This is a genomic window from Sporosarcina sp. P25, from assembly GCF_002743235.1.
GTDB classification, from domain to species: Bacteria; Bacillota; Bacilli; order Bacillales_A; family Planococcaceae; genus Sporosarcina; species Sporosarcina ureae_B.
In genome coordinates this window covers 1-20,550 of record NZ_PDYV01000016.1, presented here as the reverse complement: position 1 = coordinate 20,550, position 20,550 = coordinate 1, and the positions used below count along the sequence as shown (strand labels likewise).

Annotated in this window: 15 protein-coding genes and 2 pseudogenes; 7 read left to right on the top strand and 10 right to left on the bottom strand. The window is 41.6% G+C overall.

What is annotated here, in order from left to right; all coding sequences use genetic code 11:
• The first annotated feature begins 41 nt into the window (after nucleotides 1–41).
• A complete protein-coding gene (locus CSV70_RS12720) occupies nucleotides 42–1,364 on the top strand; it encodes a GntP family permease (protein ID WP_233191812.1) in 1,323 nt (440 codons plus the stop codon).
• A 21-nt stretch (nucleotides 1,365–1,385) separates the two neighbouring features.
• Nucleotides 1,386–2,153 (top strand): 3-hydroxybutyrate dehydrogenase, encoded by a 768-nt coding sequence (locus CSV70_RS12715; RefSeq protein WP_099629348.1) that lies wholly within the window; start codon nucleotides 1,386–1,388, stop codon nucleotides 2,151–2,153.
• Between the two features lie 107 nt (nucleotides 2,154–2,260).
• Here CSV70_RS12715 and CSV70_RS12710 read toward each other — a convergent pair whose 3' ends face one another.
• From CSV70_RS12710 to CSV70_RS12700, 3 genes are read right to left on the bottom strand one after another with little or no spacing between them, the layout of a single operon-like run.
• Nucleotides 2,261–3,052: a putative hydro-lyase gene (locus CSV70_RS12710; protein WP_099629349.1), complete on the bottom strand. Its 792-nt coding sequence runs from the start codon at nucleotides 3,050–3,052 to the stop codon at nucleotides 2,261–2,263.
• A gap of 19 nt (nucleotides 3,053–3,071) precedes the next feature.
• Complete coding sequence (locus CSV70_RS12705; RefSeq protein ID WP_099627945.1) at nucleotides 3,072–4,298, bottom strand: NRAMP family divalent metal transporter; 1,227 nt, start codon at nucleotides 4,296–4,298, stop codon at nucleotides 3,072–3,074.
• The gene (locus CSV70_RS12700; RefSeq protein ID WP_099629350.1) at nucleotides 4,295–5,071 is read right to left on the bottom strand and encodes a LamB/YcsF family protein; all 777 of its coding nucleotides are present in this window, start codon (nucleotides 5,069–5,071) and stop codon (nucleotides 4,295–4,297) included. The genes CSV70_RS12705 and CSV70_RS12700 overlap by 4 nt, the downstream gene beginning before the upstream one ends.
• Before the next feature lie 278 nt (nucleotides 5,072–5,349).
• On the opposite strand from CSV70_RS12700, the gene pxpB reads away from it, so the two are divergent.
• Both pxpB and CSV70_RS12690 read left to right on the top strand, forming a co-directional pair.
• The gene (gene pxpB / locus CSV70_RS12695) at nucleotides 5,350–6,090 is read left to right on the top strand and encodes a 5-oxoprolinase subunit PxpB (protein ID WP_099629351.1); all 741 of its coding nucleotides are present in this window, start codon (nucleotides 5,350–5,352) and stop codon (nucleotides 6,088–6,090) included.
• Nucleotides 6,081–7,067, top strand: a complete 987-nt coding sequence (locus CSV70_RS12690; protein ID WP_099629352.1) for a 5-oxoprolinase subunit C family protein — start codon at nucleotides 6,081–6,083, stop codon at nucleotides 7,065–7,067. Before pxpB ends, CSV70_RS12690 begins: the two co-directional genes overlap by 10 nt.
• Before the next feature lie 53 nt (nucleotides 7,068–7,120).
• Here the strand turns inward: CSV70_RS12690 and CSV70_RS12685 are convergent, their stop codons facing one another.
• Nucleotides 7,121–7,861 carry an IclR family transcriptional regulator gene (locus CSV70_RS12685; protein ID WP_099661163.1) on the bottom strand — a complete coding sequence of 247 codons (741 nt, stop codon included), beginning with the start codon at nucleotides 7,859–7,861 and terminating at the stop codon, nucleotides 7,121–7,123.
• 139 nt (nucleotides 7,862–8,000) lie between these two features.
• On the opposite strand from CSV70_RS12685, the gene CSV70_RS12680 reads away from it, so the two are divergent.
• Entirely contained in the window at nucleotides 8,001–8,699 is a 699-nt protein-coding gene (locus tag CSV70_RS12680; RefSeq protein ID WP_099661162.1) for a YjjG family noncanonical pyrimidine nucleotidase, read from the top strand.
• Nucleotides 8,700–8,766: 67 nt separating this feature from the next.
• Here the strand turns inward: CSV70_RS12680 and CSV70_RS12675 are convergent, their stop codons facing one another.
• A complete protein-coding gene (locus tag CSV70_RS12675; RefSeq protein ID WP_099661161.1) occupies nucleotides 8,767–9,474 on the bottom strand; it encodes a gamma-glutamyl-gamma-aminobutyrate hydrolase family protein in 708 nt (235 codons plus the stop codon).
• 204 nt (nucleotides 9,475–9,678) lie between these two features.
• A complete protein-coding gene (locus CSV70_RS12670; RefSeq protein ID WP_099661160.1) occupies nucleotides 9,679–10,494 on the bottom strand; it encodes a choline kinase family protein in 816 nt (271 codons plus the stop codon).
• Nucleotides 10,495–12,047: 1,553 nt separating this feature from the next.
• On the opposite strand from CSV70_RS12670, the gene CSV70_RS12660 reads away from it, so the two are divergent.
• Nucleotides 12,048–12,479, top strand: coding sequence for a hypothetical protein (locus CSV70_RS12660; protein WP_099661158.1), 432 nt, complete (start codon nucleotides 12,048–12,050; stop codon nucleotides 12,477–12,479).
• A 715-nt stretch (nucleotides 12,480–13,194) separates the two neighbouring features.
• On the opposite strand, the pseudogene CSV70_RS12655 reads toward CSV70_RS12660, so the two are convergent.
• The 3 genes and pseudogenes from CSV70_RS12655 to CSV70_RS12645 form a co-directional block, all read right to left on the bottom strand.
• Nucleotides 13,195–14,498: pseudogene (locus CSV70_RS12655) on the bottom strand (transposase).
• Nucleotides 14,499–14,624: 126 nt separating this feature from the next.
• Nucleotides 14,625–15,923 carry a hypothetical protein gene (locus tag CSV70_RS12650; RefSeq protein WP_099661157.1) on the bottom strand — a complete coding sequence of 433 codons (1,299 nt, stop codon included), beginning with the start codon at nucleotides 15,921–15,923 and terminating at the stop codon, nucleotides 14,625–14,627.
• A 283-nt stretch (nucleotides 15,924–16,206) separates the two neighbouring features.
• The gene (locus tag CSV70_RS12645; RefSeq protein WP_099661156.1) at nucleotides 16,207–18,042 is read right to left on the bottom strand and encodes a nuclease-related domain-containing DEAD/DEAH box helicase; all 1,836 of its coding nucleotides are present in this window, start codon (nucleotides 18,040–18,042) and stop codon (nucleotides 16,207–16,209) included.
• 396 nt (nucleotides 18,043–18,438) lie between these two features.
• On the opposite strand from CSV70_RS12645, the gene CSV70_RS12640 reads away from it, so the two are divergent.
• Nucleotides 18,439–19,347 carry an endonuclease gene (locus CSV70_RS12640; protein ID WP_099661155.1) on the top strand — a complete coding sequence of 303 codons (909 nt, stop codon included), beginning with the start codon at nucleotides 18,439–18,441 and terminating at the stop codon, nucleotides 19,345–19,347.
• 789 nt (nucleotides 19,348–20,136) lie between these two features.
• On the opposite strand, the pseudogene CSV70_RS16530 reads toward CSV70_RS12640, so the two are convergent.
• Nucleotides 20,137–20,550, bottom strand: a pseudogene (locus CSV70_RS16530) (hypothetical protein); the annotation flags it as partial.

Below are 20,550 nucleotides of genomic sequence, written 5' to 3'. Positions count from 1 at the left end.
TCAGACAAACTTTTTAAAAAAACGGAGGGATACGGATGGGTATATTAGGGATGGTTGGACTGATTGGCGGTTTAGCTTTACTTATTATTTTAACGATGAGAGGCATGAACATATTAATCGCTGGACCGGTTTCGGCTTTATTTGTCGCATTAATGAGTGGCATGGCATTATTCCCTCAACTGGCTGGCGAAGGAGAAGAAAACTTCGTCACTAGCTATATGACAGGATTTACAAGTTTCATCATGTCGTGGTATTTAATGTTCCTACTCGGGGCTATTTTCGGTAAAGTAATGGAAGACAGCGGAGCGGCAGATGCTGTTGCGAAATGGTTCGTAGAAAAGCTCGGCATGAAGTTCGCGGTACTCGCCATTGTGATGGCTTGTGCGATTCTAACATATGGCGGCGTGAGTTTGTTCGTCGTTGCGTTCTCTGTGTATCCGATGGCTATCTCGCTTTTCAAGCAAGCGAATCTACCGAGACGTTTCATACCTGCTACATTAGGGCTCGGCTCCGTGACGTTTACGATGACGTCCGCGGGATCACCTGAAATCCAAAACTGGATCCCTATTGAATTTCTTGGAACGAATGCGTACGCCGGCTGGGAAGTCAGTCTCGTCGTCGCATTGTTCATGGCTTTCTTTGGCTACTGGTGGCTTAAGCGCATCATCACAAAGGCTGTCAAGAAAGGCGAACGTTTTATTGACAGAGCATCAGATCCTACATTCGATACGACGCGCGCATTGCCGAACCCTTTCCTATCCATGATTCCATTGGCAATCGTCTTGATCATTTCTTATGTATTCCATGACAAACTAGCACAATCTGCATTAATTCTAGCTTTACTCGGCGGCATCATCTCCACCTATTTCGTCGGCAGAAAATACTCACAAAACTATGGTGCAGCGGTTTCAGCGGGTACACTCGGCGCAATGGTCGCAATTGGGAACACAGCCGCTGTCGTTGGATTCGGTGGCGTAGCCAAAGCAGTCCCCGCATTCCAAGATGCCGTCGCCGTGATGACAAATATCCCTGGCTCTCCGTTAATCGGTGCAGCAATCGCCGTATCGGTTATCGCCGGTATGACTGGATCCGCTTCTGGTGGGCAAGCTATTGCTCTACCGCTATTCGCACCACATTACATGGATATGGGGGTCAATCCGGAAGCACTTCACCGCGTCGTGGCGATTTCATCTGGTGCGCTCGATTCATTGCCACATAATGGCTACGTTGTCACGACAATTCAGTCGATCGCTGGTGAAACGCATCGTGCTGCTTACGGTGCAATGGCGGCGGTTACAGTGATTGTACCGACCATCGGTGTCATCATCGCAATCGTTTTATTCTCACTAGGATTCGGTATTTAATAGGTCAAGGAGGAAATCCATATGGTAAAAGATAAAGTATTGCTCATCACAGGGGCCGCTCAAGGAATAGGATTCGAAATATCGAAAGCATTCGCAGAAGCTGGCGCCATTGTCGTGTTGACCGATTTGAATGAAGATAAAGTAAAAGAAGCGGCTGTCACGTTAGGTGGCGGCGCAATCGGTTTGAAATGTGACGTAACGAAAGAACAAGATATTCAACATGCAATCGATGAAGCCATAGCGCACTTCGGCAGAATCGACATTTTGATTAACAACGCAGGTTTGCAGCACGTCGCAAAGCTCGAAGACTTCCCTACTGCACGATTCGAACTGCTCGTGCAAGTGATGCTCACTGCGCCATTCATTGCGACGAAGCTAGTATTGCCGCATATGAAGAAACAGAAATTCGGTCGAATCTTGAATATGGCGTCCATTAACGGACTCGTAGGATTTGCAGGCAAAGCAGCTTACAACTCTTCCAAACACGGCGTCATCGGGTTGACGAAAGTAGCCGCGCTTGAAACGGCGGCTGACGGCATTACTGTCAATGCGATTTGCCCTGGCTACGTCGATACGCCTCTCGTGCGCAATCAATTTGAAGACTTAGCAGAAGTTCGTGGTGTCCCTCTCAAATCGGTATTGGAAGAAATTATTTATCCTCTAGTTCCACAGAAACGTTTGCTGGATGTGAAAGAAATAGCGGATCTCGCGTTATATCTTTCCAGTGATAGCGCGAAAGGTATTACAGGTCAAGCCGTTGTGCTAGACGGTGGGTATACCGTGCAATAAAGTTTCATTCATTTCTAAAAAGTAGGCGTAGCAATAGAACTACGCTTTTCCATAAGCAATCAAAAAAGTTCTCAACTCGACTTGACGTCGGTTGAGAACTTTTTTTCTTACAACACACTGAGCTCTGAATCTTTCCTATCGCTAATGAACATACAACCTGGAGAATGCGTGATCATAATAGCCGGCTTACTTTGCATCGCTACAGCTTGCGGAGTAACGCCGCACGCCCAGAACACAGGGATTTCGCCTTCATTGATCGTCACCGCGTCGCCAAAGTCAGGTGCGGAAATGTCGTCTATTCCAATCAAACTAGGATCACCGATATGAATCGGTGCCCCGTGAACATCCGGGAAACGCGTCGTAATTTGAATCGCGCGAATCGCATCTTGCGCATTCATGGGTCGCATGCTGACTACAGTCGGCCCTTCAAAAATACCCGACTTTGTGCAGGCAATAGACGTTTTATACATCGGGACATTGCGATTTTCTTCAATATGCCGAATAGGAATTCCATCCGCAAGTAACGGTGCTTCAAATGTAAAACTACAGCCGATTAAAAAGCCGACCATATCGTCTTCCCAGTACTCCGTGATATCGTTCACTTCTTCAGTCAACACACCGTCTCTATAAATGCGATAACTCGGTAGTTCACTGCGAATGTCTGCATCTTCCGCGATCTTAGCGGGACGATACGAACCCGGTTCTGTGACATCGAGCAATGGACAAGACTTCGGATTACGCTGGCAAAACAGCAAGAAATCCAGCGCATGCTCTTGTTTTAATATGACCAAATTCGCTTGCGTAAAGCCTGTAGCCATCCCGGACGTCTGCCCCGTAATGGTTTGCTGTCGAATCAACTTCCGAACTTCTTGTGCTTTCATGGAACGATACGCTTCCATCAATAAAACCTCCTATTCATCAGTCAAAGAGTAATGGAATCTGTTCAATCAATGTCATAACACCCAACACGCCCATTACGACGACGACGACTGCGCCGCCAATCGTCAACCAGAGTGGATGCTTATATTCACCCACAATATCTTTCTTATACGCCGCAATGAGCAACGTACCGAGTGCTAGTGGCAGAATCAATGCATTCACTGCCCCTACCAATAACAGAATCGTGACTGGCTTGCCAACAAATGCGAACGTCGAAGTCGATATCACAATGAATAAAATAATGATCCAGTTATGATACTTTTCGATGAGTGGATGGAACGAGCGGATGAACGAAACCGACGTATACGCCGCACCGACGACAGACGTGATAGCTGCTACCCACATGATGACTCCGAACAATCTCAACCCAAGTTCGCCTGCTCCCAGTTGGAACACCGATGCAGGTGGATTGTCTGGATCGATCTGCAATCCTTGTGCAACGATTCCGAGCACCGCTAAAAACAAGGCTACGCGAATGATACCAGTGACTGCAATACCCGTGACAGAACTTTTCGTAACTAACGGGACAGAATCAATTCCTTTAATCCCCGCATCTAGCAAACGGTGTCCTCCTGCAAACGTAATGTACCCGCCGACTGTTCCGCCAACCAATGTGACGATTGCGAAGAAACTAATTTCAGACGGATTAAACGTTCGAATGATCGCTTCCCCGACTGGTGGCGATGTCTTGAACGCGACGAATACGACCAAAATAATCATGATCACACCCGCGACCGCCACGACTTTGTCCATTACTTTACCTGCTTCTTTTACTACGAAGATCAAAATCGCAAAAATCGCACTGATGATCGCGCCCATAATGGGATCGATGCCAACCATCGCGTTAAGCCCTAAACCTGCCCCCGCTACGTTTCCGATATTAAACGCCAGGCCCCCTGCGACAATGAGGAAAGCCAGAACGAAACCTAATCCGGGTAGCACTTTATTGGCAATTTCTTGTCCACGTAAACCGGACACCGCGATAACTCTCCAAATATTCATTTGGGCAAAGACATCTAAAATTAATGAAATTAAAATAACGAAACCGAAACTTGCTGCAAGTTGTTCCGTAAATACAGTAGTCTGTGTTAAAAAGCCTGGTCCGACAGATGACGTGGCCATTAGGAACGCGGCGCCAAGTAAGACCCCACGAGTTACTTTTTTCTGTTCCTGCTCATGAGTAAGTCCTAACTTCTCATTTTTCATACAGCATCCTCCCTGCCGGAAATAGCGCTAATCGTAATTTCTTCACCACGTAGGCGATCTGTAATGTATTTCGCGAACTCGACTGCGTGCTCTCCATCTCCATGAATGCAAATCGTATCTGCCCGTAGCGCGACATCGGTCTGTTGCTGCGAACGTACTCTTCCTTCTTTCACCATCGTAATCACTTGCGCTGCCGACTTCTCTTGATCGGTAATCATCGCATCGTCTTGCGAACGCGAAGTGAGCATGCCGTTTGATTGATACGTACGATCAGCAAATACTTCATGCGCCGTCACAAGTCCAATCGCTTCTCCAGCTTTTGACAATTCACTATCCGCAAGAGCAAACAATACAAGGTCCGGCGATACATCATAGACGGCCTGTGCAATCGCTTCGGCAATGCCTTGATCTCTTGACGCCATTTGATACAGCGCACCATGCGGCTTAACATGCTGCATCGGTTCTTGATGTACAGCTAAAAACGCTTGCAGTGCACCAATTTGATAGACGACCATGTCATACGCTTCTTGAGCGGTAATATTCATATCTCGTCGTCCGAATCCAACTAAATCCGGTAATCCTGGATGCGCACCGATTCGGACGCCATTGTCGATCGCAAGCTGTACCGTCTCCCGCATCACGGAAGGATCTCCTGCGTGGAATCCGCACGCTATATTGGCAGACGTAACATATTTTAAAATTTCTTTTTGTTCGCCTAATGTATAACGACCAAAACTTTCTCCCAAATCACTATTCAAATCTACTTTTGCCATGTATATGACCTCCTATGTTTTTCACAATGAACGAACCCGCCAACAGGAAGTAAGCGTTTGCATTCAACTTAGTTCCGATATTCGAAACCGAGGTTTTGAACTTGAAACTTAGTCTATCACAAAAATCTTTTGTTGAATAGACCATTATCTAAATATGGTGAGTATTTTCATTAACCGAATAATAAGCTTGTATTTTCTCTCTAGAAATCTATAATAGAACTACGATTCGTTTTTCAGAATAACGGTTTCGAATTTTGGAATTTGAAGGAGATGTTACGATGAGTGATCAGAAATCTCTCGATATCAAAGCACTTGGCGATTCTGCCATTTTGATAAAATTAGACGAAGGCATCCATCCTTCCGTCCATCAACAAGTGAAAAACCTGTCTTTCCTTTTGGATGAATTCCCATTCGACGGATTCATCGAGTCGGTTCCCGCTTATAATAGCTTGGCGGTATACTACTCTCCGTATCTCGTCCATCAATCAACGCATGGCTTTCAAACAGATGGCACGCCTTTGGAAAAAGTCATTCATTATATCAATACGCTAGCTGACCAAATATCCGACCTTCCGGTTACTGAAGGAAGAGTAGTCGATATTCCGGTTCTATACGGCGGAACATTCGGTCCCGATCTACACATCGTGGCGGAAACGCATAATCTGTCTATTGACGAAGTCATTGAAATTCATACGACACCTGAATATCTCGTGTACATGATCGGCTTCGCACCAGGATTTCCGTTTCTCGGTGGCCTCGATGAACGAATTGCGACACCGCGAAAATTAACGCCACGGACATCGATTCCTCCTGGCTCGGTCGGAATTGCCGGCAAACAAACCGGTGTCTATCCACTTGAAACACCGGGTGGTTGGCAAATTATCGGACGTACACCAACGGATCTATTCGTACCGGAATTATCTCCCCCGTCTTTATTGCAATCGGGAGACAAAATTACTTTTTATCCGATAACACAACAACAGTATGACGAGCAAAAGAAGGTGAAGTCATGTCAATAAACGTATTGAATGCCGGGCTTTTGACGACCATACAAGATATCGGGCGGACCGGTTCGCAAAAATTCGGTGTTCTTGTAAGCGGTGCCATGGATAGTTATTCCATGCGCATTGCGAACCTCCTAGTCGGCAACGATGAACGTGAAGGTGTTCTCGAAATCACATTATTTGGCACGATGCTGCGGTTTGAGGAAGATACATTGATCGCCATTACAGGTGGAGATCTTCAAACAACAATTGACGGGATACCGGTTGCGAATTGGCGGCCTGTTATTATTAAAAAAGGCTCCATTCTCAAGTTCGGCTTTGCGATTGAAGGTTGTCGCGCGTATTTGGCAATTGCCGGAGGGATCGATATACCGGTTGTGATGGGAAGTAAAAGTACGTATTTGGTGGCGGGAATTGGTGGATTCAAAGGAAGAGCACTGCAGCAAAACGATCACTTGTCGTTCGGTCAGTTGACGGAATCAAACGACAAAGTCTTTACACGGATCGAACAACAAGGCACGCCAGACTGGGCTGTACCGCATCATCCGTTCATCAGCCTGGCTTCCACACAAACGATTCGAATCATGGAAGGCACTGAATATCAGCATTTTGATGAAGCCAGTAAACAACGACTAGTTAGCGAGCCGTATGTCGTCACGCCGCAATCTAACCGAATGGGCTTACGACTTGAAGGACAAGCACTTTCATTAACGGAAAAACTGGAATTGCTATCGGAAGGCGTGACGTTTGGAACGATTCAAATACCGCCTAACGGCAAGCCGATTATTTTAATGGCGGATAGACAAACGGCTGGCGGCTATCCGAAAATCGGACAAGTCATCACCGCCGACTTAGGCAGCCTATCGCAAGTGAAACCTAACGCGGAACTAACTTTTAAGCTCATCACCCATGCAGAAGCAGAGCGTGAACTCATCGCAAAAGAAGAGCAGATCAACCAAATCAAAATTGGAATTCAGCAGAAACTTCAGTAGTAAATAAAAAACCTTGCATTTCAGTATAACTCTACTAAAATGCAAGGCTTCATTCATCCTGTATATCCAAGCTGCCTGGAGATTTCCAAGGCGGCTTTTTTCACTTTTGGAACGAGTATTTTCACATGCTCTTCTTGATAATTCGCTTCAATACCCGCGATTACATCTCCATTAAAATCAAAGATGGGCGCCGCCACAGCAGATGTGAAATTCTCAAGCTCTGAATTACTAAGCGTATAGCCGTTCTGCCGCGTCTCTTGAATAGATGCGAGCAACGACACTCGATCCGTGAACGTACCAGTACCGAACTGCTGTAATTCGGTCTTATCCAAATACTCGGCGATATAGCTATCCGAAAGATAGGACAAAATAATCCGAGAACAAGCCCCTGCATACAACGGACTGCTTCTACCAATCGCCGTATACAAACGAACTTTCTGGAATGTATCGATCTTCTCCACATAAATCGCGTGATCTCCTTGACGGACAATCAAATTAATCGCTTCTTTCACATCTTGGTGAAGCTCTTCCATAATCGGATACGCAATCTTTCGAATGTCCAGCCGTTTCGAAACCAAACTACCGTATTTCAATAGCAACAAACCGAGACGATACTGTGAATCCGCGCCTTTCTCGAGAAACTTCATTTCTTCAAGCGACGACAGCATGCGATAGACGGAGGATTTCGGGATTCCCGATAGGTCGATGATTTCTTGAAATGTCAATGCCGGATGATCGACGAATAGGTTAAGTATGTCCAAGGAGCGGACGACTGTTTTATTGTTTGTGCTCATAGTGGCTCCTTTCCAAACGTAATATTTTATATGGATTCTATGGACGAGTATACCATCATTACCCTACCAACGCATTACACTCTTTCGTTCCTGTCATGGTATACTAGTACTTATTGTTTGTAAAAAGGAGTCCTTCAATATGCCATACGATGTACTATTATTCGATTTAGACGATACGTTATTCGATTTTGAAGAAACAGAAAAACACGCACTCGGCAATACATTCCACACGTTCGGACTACCAAACGGCTTGGAAGCGTACCGTGACACATACCGCGCAATCAGCTCCGTCATCTGGGACGATCTCGAGCAAGGACGCATCACACTGGAAGAATTAAAAGTAGAACGTTTCCGTCGGTTATTCACACAGCACGAACTGCAAGTAGATGCTTCACATTTTGGAGAGCTATACATCGAAAATCTAGGCCACGAATCACATATGATCGACGGTGTGGAAGAGATGATTGCACAGCTAACTGATTACCGGAAGGCGATCTTAACAAACGGATTCACCATCGCGCAGCACGCTCGCATCGCCGGCTCTCCTTTACGCGATACATTCGAAGCGATCATTGCTTCTGAAGAAACAGGCTACAAAAAGCCACAGCCTGAGATTTTCGAATATACATTTCAGAAACTAGGCATCACAGATCCTTCACGTGTACTGATGATCGGTGATTCGTTAACGTCCGATATACAAGGTGGAATCAACGCGGGTATCGACACATGCTGGTTCAATCCAGACCGTCGTGAGAACCATACAGCAATTCAGCCGACCTATGAAATTCATTCATGGGCAGAATTCAGCTTGAGACGCAAGAAAGTAACGAACAACTAATGTGAAATTCAAAACGACTAAACCCTCCAATACAGTTCGTTGGAGGGTGTAATTATGTCAAATTTCATTACCTGTTTTCGCTTGCCGCCTCAATAAATTTCTTAAACAACTTCAACGACAACGCATCTTTTTGTTTCACCATCGCTTCAGGATGCCACTGAACACCTACCATAAAACGATGCGCCGTACTTTCCAGCGCTTCAATCACACCGTCTTTCGCAACCGCTGTCACGACAAGTGGTGCTTTCACTTCCTTCACCGCCTGATGATGCAGCGAATTCACTCGCACTTCAGAAGTACCCGCCCACTCCGCCAACCGACTATCCCCTACAATATCAATGGAATGAAAAGCATAGTCTAAATCTGTCAGCTGATAATGCTGCAACAAATCCTCAGACAGCTGCGCATACATATCCTGATAAATCGTCCCACCAAACGCCACATTCATCAACTGATACCCTCGACAAATCCCCAACACGGGCTTATCTAGATCCGCCATCGTTTTAAATAGCGCAAGCTCCGACTCATCCCGCTCAGGCAGTACTTTTCCAAGCTGCCGATGTGGTTCTTCGCCATACAAATACGGATCTAGATCTTCCCCACCAATTAGCAATAAACCATCTAACCGATCGCAAACTTCTTCAATCGCTTCAAGTCCGACTGGCAAAATAACAGGTACGCCACCTGCTTGTCGAACGGCCTGTATGTATCTAGTTTGAACTAATGTATCACCGTTTTGATCTAGATCTGACGTGACCCCGATTACTGGTTTCATGAATGGCACTCTCCTCTTTACTACTACCAACGTTCCTACGGTGAAAGTAGGCACAATATATTCTATACCCCAATTGATGGGAAGTTAGTCGAGATGATGCACGACTAAATAGGGAAATTTGAAAACCCAGACCCTCCGAATAGAAGATCTGGGTTGAATACAATATCGTTTTATACGTTTTCACATTAACTTTGTACCGAACTTTTAATTCTCATACACCTTATAATACCGCTCTAACCCTTCGATAAGACGCTCCGTCCGCTTCGCTGTATACTGTTCAAACGAAGGATCTTCTTTCTCTTTAACGAGCGACCATAACGACCAAAGAAAGTCCGACTTCAACTTTTGCAGATCCAGCGACTTTTTCGATGAAGCCGGCAAACCGTAATAATCGAGTAACACTTGCTCTTGCTGCTCACTTAACTCCCGTTCCAAAACAAACGCCGCCAAATCCCATTCCGGCAAATAATTCGCACTGTACTCCCAGTCGATCAACAGCACTTGCTTGGCACCATTTTGAATAAAATTACCCGTCACTGAATCCATATGACACGGCGCATACTCTTGCCGCTCTCCTTGCATCAACTTTCTCAACCGCTCCTCCAACAACACATACAGCGAAGGAATTTCCGTTAACGCATGTTTATACTTCTCCACTTCACCCCAATAATCAAAACGATTCCTAAACTCCCTAGTCGACGAATGAAGCGTAGACAACACACCCGCCACTTTCTCCAAATACTCCGGCGTCACAATCAAATCCCGCGTCAAATCAGCCGTCGCATCATAATACGGAGTCATTTTAATCCCGTCATCCGTAAACACCACATTACCAACCGTGACCCCAATTTCAGCCGCAATCTGCTGATTCGCTTTCTCATTTTGGCGATTAATAATATCTTCAAACTCATGCGCCGGGAAACGTAAAACATATTTTAGTCCTTTGTGTTCGACGAGGAAGTTCAGATTGGTAAGACCGCCTAGTCTTTTGATGTATGTAAGTTCTTCGATTAGATACACGTTTTTGCACCTCTGTTTTCTGTACTATAGTATGTATTGTTCTTCCGGTTGACTTCTAAATTCCAAGTATTCATTTATTATTCAAAAAATTAAATCGAAAATTTGTTGATTGAAATTAAATACTTCACCGCAAATATCTTTTCTTACCACTCCATAGATCAAGTGTGCACTTACGAACGTGAACTCACCTATTAAGATATTATCTTTCAACGCATCATTTAAATCAATAGCAATACTAGATTTCCTATAGATCCATTGAAATGTAGGCGATGTAATGATTGTCTTAATTTCAACTTCACTAATTTCTCTGTCCATACTGCACTTGAATACGTTTTTTCTAATGTACTGTTTACAAATCCTTTGACTTGTTCAAGAAACCTCGCTGCTATAGCATTTTCTATGTCATCTCGTTGAGTTCTTGACACTCTGTCTGGATTCACTCTGCATGTCCACTCTCACTTTTCATATAGAGCTTTTTCACGAAAAGGATACACCCATTAACAATTATTTTTGTTAGTGACTTGTTTTCGATTTTTGTCATTCAGGTACTGAATAATGAAATGTGAAACGTCGAGATTCTTCTCGACACTATTCTTATTTTTTAAGATTCTTTAAGTTCTTTGGTTATTGGCCTGGCAGGTTTAGGCAAGTGCACTTGCTCAAATTCGTCAGGTACACCTGTCGACTTTAAGCAGACCACCTGTGACTACTGGGCAGGGTCTTATGTCATATTGGATAGGTTAATTGTTATGTATTTGAGTAGAGTTTTTTTTATATTGCGAAGAGTGATTTGATCATGAAGAAAATATTTTCGAGAACCAATTTACTAGCATTTCACAAGTTTCTGAACCAAATTTATTAATGTTTATATTACTTTTTTATAAAAGTTGAGCTTAATAACCAAGAATCAAGAACCCAAATAAATCCGCAACGATTCTATCAACACCTGATGCTCCTCAATTTGTTTCTCCAACTGCTGTGTTTCTTCCTCATTAAGTCAATACTTTAATGCATATTCTGCAATTTCTTTCATTTTGTACAAATGTTTTCGATTTCTTCTTGGATTCGATCTTGCTGTTTACTTGCTCTAAGTGTTGTCTCAATCTCTTGATTCCCTTTGTCTTTTTAATCATTTGTTTCTTTAAACCTAAATGACCATTCTGTTAAAAGTCCTTTTTTAAAAAACTCCTACTAAACCATTTAGGTTATGATGAATCTAAGTATTTAATCATTATTTATGATTTCCTGTGCACTGAACTCTCATAGTATTTTAAATAATCATGCTTACTTCAATAATCACTATTGTTTTTCACACAAATATTCTCCACTAAGTTGAATGCCCTACGTACGGTTTTTCCCGAGTTAATTGTAGATATATAACCTATAGTTTAAAAGGCATAAAAACCCAACACGAAAATTATGTATTAAATGATATTGTATTACAACATAAACAATCTATAAAAATAAGATATCAGCATACATTAATTTGTTTGCTTTTGGGTATAAATTTATGGCCAACTGAATAAATATTAGTTGGGAGGTGTTTTGTTTAAATGAATATTGAATCAAAAGAGTTATTGTTAAAAATGAAAGAGTATGATTTTGTTTATGACACTACAGTGGGCAAAATGGTCAATACGAATTCTCAGGAAGATAAGGCTTATGTGTTTAAAATATTGGACTTACTTTATGAAAACTTTCACAAGGTAAGATTTGTAGATGATTTGAGTGAAAGTGTAATTGGCAAAGGGAAATGGGCTGTTTTAATTTCTCAAAAGTTTGCAATGGTAGATAAAAGAATACCCATTCCACAAGTACCATTTCACTTAAAATATGATGGTAAAGATGACATATCCATGAAGGCTAAGCACTCATATTTTTTGCTCATTGGATTTTTTCAAGAATTAGATGATGAGATATATGTCTCTTTGAATTTTAAGAATGAGGAGTACAGGAGGGTGTATAAGGAACTCGTAAAAAAATAGTCATTAGTATTAGTTTTAACAGTTTTAAAATCATTTTGGTGAGTTCCTTATTCTAGCATACCTATGTACTACACAACTTTGATACGATTTAGAACTTTTCCTGATTTGTGTGATGGACAGTCGCTCAATATCTGACGCCTTTCGCGAAAAGAGAGTTGAAACAGTCTTTTCGTATATTTGGTAAACGCAAAGATCACCTTGCTGTTGAAGAACGAACCCTACTTGATAGACTTTTACAATATGGCGACATATTACGCCAAGTCTATCAGTGGAAAGAAGCGTTCATTGACTAGTTCGTCTTATAAACAAGCGCTAACCGGATATGCACAATGGCTTCACCCAGGCTGACTCAATGACCATTCAGCAGTCCAAGACTGCCTAAAAACCATGAAGAATTGGCAGGCCGAGATCTGAATTATTATCATTTACGCTTCACCAACGCAGCTGTGGAAGGGGAAAATAATTTAATTAATTCCTTACAACACCGGCACTTTTTCATGCTCAATCCAGAGCACTATAAAGAGTCCATTTTACTGGAGTGTAATCTGGAATGGATTGAGTTAGGAGGCTATTCAAGCACATGCTTTGGTGAAGGTTCCATTTTTATATTGAAATTAAATAATAAAAACACAGTATTTGAATCAATTTCATAATTGCTCTTTTTAAAAATACAAACAAGGATAGAATTTGCGAATTATATTTCAAAAAACAGAAATCATGCAGCTGGAAGCAGTTGTAACCATGCGTTAATTCGGTCAGCCGCGAGTTTAGAAGCGTTATATATCAGAACTAATAAGTCGAAATGAACATTTGCACGTTTTCCTGTTCGGTATCGTACGTTGTTCAGTTGGAAAAACTCTTTCAAATAGGCGTTGACGCGTTCCACTGCGGTGCGACGATTGAATAGCTTTTTCCATGCCTGAGAACCGCGGGTTGGTGCCGAATATCTCCGCAGATCCGTGTCGATTTTGACCTTGTACACTTTCTGGCAGATTCCTTCATTTGCGAGTGGACACACCTTACACTCATGAGGTCGCATGTATTTCAGCGTTTCATATTTGGTGTCGTAGCTGTCGTATCGGTACGAATGCTCACGGAAACAAGTCGGTGCGAAATGCTCGTCAAAGCCAACAGGCTCGGGTTCATTGCGCTTATTGTAAGCAATGATGGACCGGTGTCCCATGCGATGCCCTGCTCGTAAATCGCTTCGAAATCGTAGCCGGCATCTAGTGTATGATAAGTCAAATGAGGAAGTGGAAGCCCTTCTTCAATTCCCTTTAACAGCGGAATCGCGGCTTTTCCGTCATTCAAGTTCCCGGAAGAAAATAGAGACAGCAGGATATATTGACTAGATGCACCTACCGCTAAATGTTCTTTGTAGCCGAACCAATATTCGTTCCGTCCTTCACTATTTTTCTTAACACCCCACTCGGGATCTATCGGAATTTCCGCACGCAGCAGATCCAGCAGAACGTCTAGCTGGTCTTCGATTTTCTTTTCATAGAGCGATAGTTTCGCTTCCCGTTCTGTCTGTTCGATTAGCCATTGTTCGCGCTCTTCCTTCTTCTTGCGACCGCGTTTCTTTGGCATCGCTTTGAGTTTTTCTCGCTTAGATGGTGCTTTGTCACGTGCTTCGAAATGAGTAGCGTCAATCGCGGTGGTATCATCTAGGATAAACCCTTCTGCGATGGCTTCCAGGATGATGGTTTCCTGTACACTTTCCAAGACGTTTGTTTCGCTTAACTTAGTCAGAAGGCGGCTGTAAGAAGCCTCGGAAGGAATTGCGTCCGAGACCTTGGACCCACAATTCAACTTGAAAGTCAGGTCATGTTTCAAGCGTTTCACCAAGTCCTTGATGGTCGGAATCCGTTCGATATATTGTGCGAATACACTCACCATCATGGCTCCCTAATTCAATTCGGTGAGTGCACCGAATCGGGATTTCTTCTTTATTTCAAAGAAGATGGAATCTAGATCAATGGCAGCTACAATCTCTTCATATTTTTGGGTAAGTTCCATCTCATATTAAATGTTTCTTGCCTGTGCATCATACAACTCCAGAACAATTCAGAATAGTGTCTGAGCTGTATGATGCACAGGTAGGCTATTTCTGACGAGTATGCAACGCTAGTGGGCACTAAAGAATTAATCGTTTTCACTATCTATCGGGCAAATGATTTCCTCCATAATTTCTTTCTTATCTTTGAAGTTTAGAAAAAACATAAGTGTTGAGTCGATAATACGTAACCTACGATTGACTCTATCATAATCAAATAGAGGAGGAGATATCATCTTTTTGCTTTGGCGTTCCGCTAACTTGTGTAGCAAGTTTGTCATGTCGGAACCCCTTACATCTTTCCCTCTATAATGAACTTTCTTTATCTCTTCCTGAAGTTTACTTTTACTAATTCCATCTCTGAGATCATTAATATGACTTTCTACTATTACACGGACAAGATAGTAAGAAAGGTATAATCCATTTATGATTTGTCCACTATCGGAAATACTTTCTAACGACCGTATATGACTTGAAGCATATTCATCCACTTTTTTCTCTATTGATTTTTCTAAACAATCTTCATTGTTTATTTTCAATGTTATTTTTTGCCTCTTTACTACATCACTCTCAAGACAAATCTCTTTACAGAGTTCTTGAACAATTCCTATATTACCAAAAGCAATTTCTTTCACTTCAGTTTTCACAACTTCAGAAAACTCTATATTCAATAACTTGGAACCTTTTAAAATAACTTCATCGAAATCTTTTGGCAACCATGGCTCGACTGGTATTTCTACTAGTCTGTCAATTAGATCTCTATTAAACTGTAACAGTCTATTCTTCTCACGCCAAATACCTAATATAATAAATCTAACATTATTTTCTTGGAAAAGCCTTAGATCAATAGACAGTATTCTTTGAACTTCTTCTTCTAGGTAATGAAAGTTCTCTATAATAATGAATTTATTGAACTTTACTTCTTTTAATAATTCACTTACATCCTGACTAATACTTAAATTATATTCAATATCGTGAGACACTTCACTACTTTTAGTACCCCCAGATATTTTACCAGATATATCAGCCCCTCCTTCTCCGAAAAAAGGTAACATGGCTTTAAATGTTGTCTTGAATGTCGCTTCTCCACTTGAACTGATTTCCTTTTCTTTTGAACTGATTATTTTAATACCTAATTGTCTTAACAGTGAGGCGTATATATGTTTTGTAGTCATGGCTGTACTACAACCAACTGTAATTGAGTTTTCTTCAGGTATATGCTGTTGAACTAATGCAGATTTCCCTTGTTTTGAAGAACCATAAATGACAATATGTTTATCACCTTTTAATTCTTCTTCAAACTTCATGTCTACATTTTCTCTATTATAATAACTAAGTACTCTTTCTTTTTTCACTCCAAAAACGTCTTTCACATTTATTTCTCCCATGAGTTCCTCCCAAGTTGTAGTCTTTAAAAATAATGCTAATAAGATTATTACAAAATATTCTACTAGTATATCTTCACCATACTTCTGTAATTGAATTGACTTTAGCGCATCTGTGCATCACGCAAACGGTAAATAATTCCCAACGGTGTCGAATTTGTGTGATGCAAAGGTGCGTGTACTAAGTCACCTATGCATCACACAATCCAAGAACTATTCAGAATAGCATCAAAGTTATATTTGCATAGGTAGACTCAATCTATAATTCTTAGTTATCAATAACCTATTACTTGAAAGTTTCGCCAAGCTGATCGAAGTCCCGACAGCTGTTCAGACATGTAAAACTTCTGGACTCCGAAAATGAATTGACGCGCGTTAATGAAATGAACAGCGCCTCTTTCAATGCTTTCCATTGCTCCTCGTTCCGCACACTCTCAAGCAGCAAAATGACATGAGAACTTTCCCATCCTTTATAACTATGATAGCTACATACTTTCAGCTGGCCCTTCCCTGGCTGGAACTTCCACTTCTCATTGCGCCGTTCCTGTTGATTCGCATTGCCGGCAAGGTCGTACACGTGAGAAGCCGTAAATCTAGTTTCGTTATGGAGATGCCGGACCACATTGACGCCGGTAGTTTCTTTCATTGTGATAATTGCAATGTCTTCAATGGTACTGATACCTTGATCTAGAATTTGCTGAATGATTTCCCGAGTCCGGGCATTTCGTTCTTCCGGCGTAACGATATTTTCCCACGCTATCGTAGTAAATAAGTCGCCCTGCTCATTCACTCGTTCAATCTCTGACTCGAATTTTAACATCTCGTCCAACTTGGCAAGCTGATGAATAATCAGTTGCGGCAGGCGATGGCTACTCTTCAAATGACCTACCTGCCCACGGAAGCCGATTCCTTCAATCTCATTGCCGTCTGTAATCCAGATACCTTGCCCGTCGTAAATACTCTGCGCTTTGTCATACATGACGAGCAACTCGCCGTCTTTTGTATAAAATTCTTTTAAGAAACGAATCCAGTCGCCCTTAAAATCCTGTCCTTCATCAATTAAAATTGTATCGTACTGAAGATGGCTTGGATGTTCTTCGTTTAGTTGATCTGTCACCGTTGCCATCACTCCATCCATGTATTCTTCGACAGAATCCAAGTTACCTCCCGCCTGTACACCGAGCTCAGTTCTTATCGTTTTCACAAAACCATGGAAATGTGAAATCGTTAAACGACTTCGGAGCAACGAACGGTCTCCTTCGCCGAACTGCTGGCTGCAAAGATCGCGGATATAGTGGCGGAGTGTAATGTTAAACGTCAGTAGCAGTACACGCTGTCCGTCCTTAATCGCTTCTGCCGCCTTTGTTGCCAAAATAAGCGTCTTGCCTGAACCAGCCACACCGCCCCAACGCCTGATGCTACCTGTTTTGATAGGCACGAGCGTCTGTTGCTCCGCTGTCAGGCGAACCGGCTCTTTCCGCCCGCGCGCATAATCGCTCGGTCGGAGCACTTCTTCCACATTGTCAACCAACTTCTGCATATACTGTTTTGGATGCTGTGCAAACTTAGAACTCTTGTAATAAAGAACCGCAGGAAACTTATCGAATTTGCGTTGTCCTTCCTGCAACTCCTTGAGATCACTCTTTGTCCAAACAAGGCACTTCCTCGGATCTGGATTCCCACAAAATTCTAGAGCGCGTTCTCTGCTTGCTTTGTGAAAATATACAATAGGCGTAATCATCGCATAAGCATTAATTCCTGTTTCATCAGCTTCTACATAAGATGAAAGCTCATACTTCAGGAGCAATTCTTTGTAATCCATTGCTTGTTTGACGGGATTCCGGTTCATATAACGTTTGTTCGTCCCGAGCACTAGTCCTCCGTTTTTATATTGCGGCGGTTGGAGGTGCCAATCCTTTACCTCAATGACGATAATTCCTTTTTCGCGATGGGTTAAAATGAAATCCGGATGCAGAGAGTTAATTACCGGCTGATCATAAATTGTCCAGCCTTCCAGAAGCGGTATAGAGCAGAGTGTTTCCAGTAAATATTTCTCGCCGTCTGTCTTGTCTTCCCGTGTATTCGGATTCTCTACCACTTTTATATCAATGATATTTGTCATTTTACTCCTTCTTTCGTTTGCAATTTCCCCAAATCTCGGATTAGACCCCGGCTTTAGTTAGGAGCATGTGGACAACACGCGATTTAGGAACTATTCAGAATAACGCCGAGGTTGTGTCGTGCACAGTAGACAATTATTAAAGTTTTTGTCGTGTCTGTATTTAGTTGCATAGCTATGATATAGGTATTATATCGGTTTTAATTGGAGATATTTTACTGTTTACAGGAGATTAATTAGGAGACTAATTATATTATTGATCTTGTAAACATAAAAAAATAAAAACACGCTATTTGCAGTGTAGTTAATTGTAGTAGACTACGGAGTCTGGTTTACACATGATTATATTTTGCAAATCAGGTATAATAAGAACAAATATTCGTAAGGTGGTGTATCGCAATGGATCAACAATTTAATTTCCATGCACGGATTTGCGGAAAATTACTCGGAGACGGCTGCCTGATAAAACAAGGAAATAGACAGCCAAGATTTCAATTCATGCACCGAATAGAAGATGTAAGCTGGGCACAGTACTGTTATGAACGCTTACAAGATTTCTTGCCCCTATCGCCTCCAACCTACTCCAAAGTCGCTGATCCGCGTCTGAGTAAACGATACTCAGAAAGATATATAGTGCAATCGCGAACGCATCCAACCATCACCAATCTTTACGCGACTTGGTACCCAGAAGGAGAAAAAGTCATTCCACTTGAATTCCTTGACTCTTATCTAAATGAAGAAGCATTGTCCTGGTGGTACCAAGACGACGGACATCTGAAAATAGTTAATGGAACAATGAAAAAAATAATACTTTCAGCCGACAGCTTTACTACCTTTGAAAATAATTATTTGATTCAACTGCTGTTCAAAAAGTTCAAACTACGCTTTTCACTAGATGGACAGAACCGGCTCATACTCTATGATCAGTTTCAAATCATTTACTTTCTTAAAATGATTTCTCCTTGGCTGAGCCCTGCGATGACACGCAAGGCAGCTGTTGTATTACCGTTAAAACCAATCGCCAAAAGAACAACTGTTTACCTGCCATCCACAATTAACTTACGGAAACCGACTGCAGAAATCAATGAAAGGCTTGTTAAGCTTTACTCACTTTTGTGTGAAGAGAAGAAATCAGTCTGTCTTAACACGACTTTTAAAGAGTTTGAACAACTAACATTAGTTGACGACGTGCCGACAATTGGTTACCAGATTGTTATTCAAGAGCCTTATTGTGACTTGTTGGCTAGGGTTCGTCAGCAGACTGGGTTATCTGTAAGTTTATTAGTCGAGTATTGCTTTCTCAAATAGCTTAAGAAATTCGAAGAGCTTACTTTCATGAAACTGGTTAACTTGATGTAATCATTAGTATTCAGAATTAATTTTAAGATATTAAGCGAGTTCACCTGTGTATCATACAACCCGATAACAATCAAGAATAGTGTCTGAACTGTGTGTTGCAAAAGTGTGTGTCCTAATAATACTTACTATTCCTCTAAAATACTAATTATTATTCTAGAAGAGTTCCAAATTCAAAGTAAACATTAATTATTTTTAAAATTAATTCAAAAATAAGTTTATACAAATCAAACATTTTACCTAATATATCATTTTACACCACTCTATAAACCTAGCCTTCATTTACGAATCTCAAGTCAACATATATGCTAGAATCTTTTAAAGCATCTTTTTAACCAATAGTAATAATAGATTTCCTGTATTCCCATTGAAAAATAGGCATCATAATTACTGACCTTAGTTTTTCACATGGATAACTTTGAATTACTTTTTGAATTGCATGAAAAGAAATAAACAAGAAAAAGTGCCAACTTATCACATGATAGGTTGGCACTTTTTCTGTTATTTGAAAATAATAAATTGAAGGTCGGATATTTGCAACATGTTTCATCTTTATCTTCTAAAAATGTATTTCAATCATTTTCATTTTTTATAATACTTTTAGAAGTTGTATATCTTAAATAATATTCATTACTGAAAAATATTTTGAGTGCCTGTGTACTGGACTTCTATGATTGTTTAAGCAAACATAGAATTTATTACACGGATACAGTTCACTAAAGTACCCTATACAAATTAATTTTACTCAGGTAATTGCGTCACGGCTTCATCTTCTACTATAACCTCAACTAAACCACTTTCATTACTGTTTGTATTTGTTAGACTAACCTTAATTGTAGACTCTACAAATTGTAATTTTAGGCTTATTACTAATTCGCCTTCTTTAGTTGCAACAGCAGTCCCCAGTAACGTTAAACCATCTGCTTTGTATACTTTAACAATATCCTTAACAGCCAATCCTGTCAGAGTAACAGTGTCAGCGATACCTACATTGTTCGCTACTGTAATCGTACTGCTCACGGGAGCCGTCGTCACTTTTTCAGCCGCAATGGCTGCTTTGGTCTTGTCACTTTCTAGACTATTGACGTTCGTCACACTGACCTGAACCTCGTCTTCAGTCAACTGCGCTTTCAAGCTAACTGTGACTTCGCCTGC